This is a genomic window from Vibrio sp. 10N.239.312.C11 (genome assembly GCF_041466065.1).
Lineage (GTDB): Bacteria > Pseudomonadota > Gammaproteobacteria > Enterobacterales > Vibrionaceae > Vibrio > Vibrio tasmaniensis_A.
On the sequence record NZ_JBFSRZ010000105.1, the window covers coordinates 1 to 4589 of the forward strand.

Below are 4589 nucleotides of genomic sequence, written 5' to 3' on the forward strand. Positions count from 1 at the left end.
CATACGAGATCTGCAGGATGAGCATTCATGATTGTCAAAATTCACTCTCGTGGAACCGGTTGTGGCTCCGGTCCTGTTGAATATCTATTAGGTAAAGACGGAGAACGTGACGGGGCCACGTTAGATCGTGGTGACCCGTGTACGATTATTGCCCTCATCGATTCGAGTCCATATGCAAAAAAATATACGAGTGGGGTTCTTTCTTTTGCTGAATCTGATTTACCTCGAGAAGCTAAAGATAAATTAATGTCGTCGTTTGAATCGGCATTACTCCCTGGTCTGGACAAAGATCAGTTTGCTTGTCTTTGGGTCGAGCATCGAGACAAAGGCCGATTAGAGTTAAATTTTGTGGTACCGAATATAGAGCTTTTAAGTGGTCGACGGCTGCAACCGTATTTTGACCGTGTCGATCGGCCTCGAATTAATGCGTGGCAAACCCTCCAAAATGAATTTTTGAAATTAAAAGATCCGAATGACCCAGCGAATAAACAAGAGCTGGTGACCGCGAATACTTTGCCTCATTCAAAAAAATTGGCGGTTGAAATGATCACTCGTGGGCTTTTAACACAAGCGGGAAATGGCGAGATTCGAAATCGTGATGATGTGAAGGATTGCCTCGAAAAAGCCGGTTTCACCATTGCCCGAGAAACTAAGAATAGTTTGAGTATTGCCAATCCAGAAGGTGGTAAGAATCTTCGATTGAAAGGACTGATTTATGAAAAAGATTTTAGATTTGGCCTCGGACTTCGAGACGAAATCCAAAGAGCAAGCGAACGATATCGAGCGCTCGCTCAAGAGCGAATTTTCGAAGCACGAACAACATATCGTGAGGGCTTTGAAAGACAGCGAGATCGAAATCAGCAACGTCATCGACGACCAGACTTCGAGCCTGAAAAGGTTAATTCTCCCCAGTTGGTTATGGGGGATCGCGTTCGTGGTGTCGGTGATTTTGGTGTCATGGGGCGTGATTTGGTATCAGGGCACGCTGATCACGGACAATTGGGTGACAATCAGTCAGCAGAAAGATCGGATAGCGGAACTCGAGAGCCAGGGCGGAAATCTTCAACTCAGCCGGTGCGGGGAACGCTTGTGCCTAGCACAAGCGGAAGGAACGTCGAATTGGACGAGAAAGTCCGACCAACGTCCGATGTTTATTCCAGAGGGGTATTAAGTGATGACGGAATTAGAGACTCAGCTATTGAGCGCGTTCGAGGACTTAGAGAAAGAGCACGAGAAGCGACATCAAGACTTTGTGACGGCCTACAACGGATTGGTGAAAATGTTCGATGCTACTTCGTTGGAGAACAAAAAATTGCACTTGAGCGTGAGTCACTTGACCGAGCAAGTGCAGAGCTTGAACGCTCAGCTCCAGCGGTTGGAAAAGCGCTACAACACGAACAGATGATGAGTCGAGATCGAGAAATTGGTGATCGTGGAATGAGTTTGTAACAAATAGGCATTTGGCTATTTGTTTTGGTTGAAACGGATGGCGGTTTTATTGCCCTGTAAATCGCTCTGAAAGCGTCACAAACTTACAGCCCGATTTATGGGTCAGTAGAGCGAAGTGATTGCTTTAAAACGTGCCTATGGGCGTTTGAGTGCGTGAGGTGGGTGTTTTCGATAGCTAAGTGAGCCATTGAACATAATGCACATAATGACTACCAAGATTTTGGAATCTGAGTGACTTTTTTGTTCCTGATTGTGCTGTTTTTTTTTGCCTATTCTGCTTTGCAGACATTGTAGTCACAGAACTAAAATGTCTAACGCGTTAGATATTGAAAGTAATGATCATGAATTGTTGTTTCACGCTGTGAAACAGTCTTATAAATGAGATTTTGTCAGGCAGTTGCTATTTTCATCGTGATGAATTTATATAGTTAAAATGATTTTTTAGGAGAAGTTTAATTGGATATTCAAGTCGATATAAAGCATGTTGTTGAAGATCTAAGGTACGTAAAGGTATCCCTTCATGAGTTCACTAATCGAAAAGGAAAAAGTGTAGATGTGATGATTTGGGTTCCTAATTGCGATTCGATATCAGAGATGGAAATTGCAGCTAAAAAAACAGCTATAGCTCAACTAAAAGTAGCACTATCTTCTTTAGATAAGGATGTTGAGTGAAAACAGACAATGTCGGATTTGGGAGATATTTTTGGTCTCAGACCAAAAATATCTGGAAGAAAATGCCTTTCAATTTTTGGTGTCAAGTTCTTTATAAAATGTAAATATCATTGACACTAATATTCTATTCTGCAATAGTTATTACGTGAGTATACGAACGGAACCACTTTTAAAGTGGAGTACTCGTACCGCCTACGATGTAGGTTGACGCCCAAGAGCGCGATAATCAAAGGTTCCGATTTAATGCTTAAGTGCATAGAACAAACCAGCATTAGCTGGTTTTTTCGTTTCTATAGACCTATCTATGCCTAGGTGGAGCTTTGACAGGCTTTCCTATCAGGGTGTTATAAACTGCTACTGTAAATCTTATCTTTCCTAATTTTCTCGCATTTCCATGAGTTCTAAAAAATGCACTTTGGACGAATAGATTCAAATCTGCGTTTTCATCGTTGCTCTTACTTAAAGTGAAATAAATCTCATAATTCCCAGTAGCTGTTGGGATTTTCAAATAGTTCTGTTTTCTCGATTTTTTGCCACCATCATTAATAAAAACATACCCATTCTGTAGGGCATATATGTGCTCTAGTAGCTGTAATGACGCATCGTATCTAGTTTGGCAGAACGTGCGTTCCTCTCGACTTTCATTGTAAAAAAGAGAGGGTTGGTCATTCTCTTCTCTTCCTTTAGTGAAGCAGTGGCATGAAAAGATGATCTTTATACGATAAATTTTTTCTTCGTTATCTCCTGATGCTGGTTGTATTAAATTCCAATATCTATCATTTAAGTGGGATAAGTTGTAATCGTGCCCATTTAAGTTGAAATTACTTCTATTCATAACCAGCTCAGTAAGTGACTTTGAGGTATTTTATCACATAAAAAACATATGAAATCATGATAATGCATTGAAAATATTCAAGATAAATTTTCAATGCATTATTTATTAAATCATAATTAACAGAATTATGATGTGAACTTTTGAGTTGGTTGTTATATAGGTATATAGTGATTAAATATTTGTTATGTATCTAATATATAGAGGTTTTTGTATGGGTTTGTATGTAAAACCACATGAAAAAGTAGGAAGGAGCGGTGGTTCTTTTCAGGAGTGCGATATCAACACTTTAACGCATCAGATCATTAGGGAATATGGCCGTTATTGTACTATTCGTGATAATGAATTCGCTCCGCCAACAAGTACTTCTGGGCGTTTCTGGCATCAGATATATAAAACGCCAGATAATACAGAATGAAAAAAAAAGACCTTCATAATTGAAGGTTTTTTTTTGATCTGCAATTAACTGATAAAGAGATCATTGCGATCTTTGGGATTTGGTCGTAACCTAATGGCCAGATGTGAAAAAACCACCCGGCAAGGTGGTTTATTTCGGAATACTTAAACGAATTCAGACCCCGTTAAGTCCTTTCATGATAGACCATATCATATGAGCACTTCAAGTATTCCCTGACCTATTTGGATTCAAGATGTTTTGGATAGGTGTGTCATCCCGCTATCGACCAAGGATTTCCTGAGATAGCCAGCGAACGAACTGAACCCGAAATGACGTAATAGGTCACGATGCTACAGCTGCTAGGCATTGAGTAAGGCCAAATGATAATACGGTTTAGTGTGTGCCACTGAGGAGGATGTTTTAAGAGTCTGCAAATGACCTTAGAGCACTAAAGGCACAGCGTAGGGCAGCCCGAAAGGGAGAGAAAACCCCAAGGTTAAACGATAAATGACCCCTGATATTTCATCCATTTTAATGGTTTCGAGATAGGGGTTCGGCGTAGCCGAAAGGGCTTGAGTTGGAGCTTTGCGACCTCCTTATGCTGGCGCTTTTCAATGCGAGGGTGTTCCTGTCTTAATTGGCCTTTTCTTTTTCCTTCTCTGCGACATTTTGACCTGTCCTCCATTATTTCTATTTTGATTCAAACAGAGATAGTTCTCTTATTTCCCTGTAGTACATTCGTATTAAGCTTTTAAAGCCAGTATACACAGCGTCCCCTTTATTCGCTTCGCTCCTGACGGGTTCACAGTGACTGGCACAGGGGCTTCGCCCCCGAGACCCCCGAAGACCACGGGCGATAATCCGCCCCTTCGGTTCGAATCATCGCCCGAGGCCATTATGAAATTAAGACAGAAAGAGATAAAAATCCGAGTGCATGATGACGAGTATTCTTCGTTGCAGCGTCGAAATACTAAGGCACGATTAGCGGAATGGATGCGTGATGTGTGCTTGGGAGAAAAGGAAGCGTCACGATTTAAAGCGCCACCTTGTGATCCTGCTTTGCTTCGTCAATTAGCCGGTATTGGTAACAACTTAAATCAGATAGCCAGGGCGACGAATTCTGATGATTGGAAAACAGTGGATCGACTCAAAGTCATCACAGCATTGGGGGCGATTGAACAAGCCATACGAGATCTGCAGGATGAGCATTCATGATTGTCAAAATTCACTCTCGTGGAA

5 protein-coding genes are annotated in these 4589 nt (G+C 41.3%); 4 read left to right on the plus strand and 1 reads right to left on the minus strand.

Annotation, left to right across the window (positions count from 1 at the left end; all coding sequences use genetic code 11):
* The first annotated feature begins 715 nt into the window (after positions 1 to 715).
* The 3 genes from AB6D07_RS22525 (at position 716) to AB6D07_RS22535 (ending at position 2121) form a co-directional block, all read left to right on the plus strand.
* Positions 716 to 1171 carry an MbeB family mobilization protein gene (locus AB6D07_RS22525; RefSeq protein ID WP_372111873.1) on the plus strand — a complete coding sequence of 152 codons (456 nt, stop codon included), beginning with the start codon at positions 716 to 718 and terminating at the stop codon, positions 1169 to 1171.
* Between the two features lie 3 nt (positions 1172 to 1174).
* Positions 1175 to 1405, plus strand: coding sequence for an MbeD family mobilization/exclusion protein (locus AB6D07_RS22530; protein WP_371705181.1), 231 nt, complete (start codon positions 1175 to 1177; stop codon positions 1403 to 1405).
* Positions 1406 to 1905: 500 nt separating this feature from the next.
* Entirely contained in the window at positions 1906 to 2121 is a 216-nt protein-coding gene (locus tag AB6D07_RS22535; RefSeq protein ID WP_176247074.1) for a hypothetical protein, read from the plus strand.
* A 298-nt stretch (positions 2122 to 2419) separates the two neighbouring features.
* Here AB6D07_RS22535 and AB6D07_RS22540 read toward each other — a convergent pair whose 3' ends face one another.
* Positions 2420 to 2956 (minus strand): hypothetical protein, encoded by a 537-nt coding sequence (locus AB6D07_RS22540; protein WP_176247075.1) that lies wholly within the window; start codon positions 2954 to 2956, stop codon positions 2420 to 2422.
* A gap of 1291 nt (positions 2957 to 4247) precedes the next feature.
* Here AB6D07_RS22540 and AB6D07_RS22545 point away from each other — a divergent pair.
* Positions 4248 to 4565 (plus strand): MobC family plasmid mobilization relaxosome protein, encoded by a 318-nt coding sequence (locus AB6D07_RS22545; protein WP_371692781.1) that lies wholly within the window; start codon positions 4248 to 4250, stop codon positions 4563 to 4565.
* The last annotated feature ends 24 nt before the right edge of the window (positions 4566 to 4589 follow it).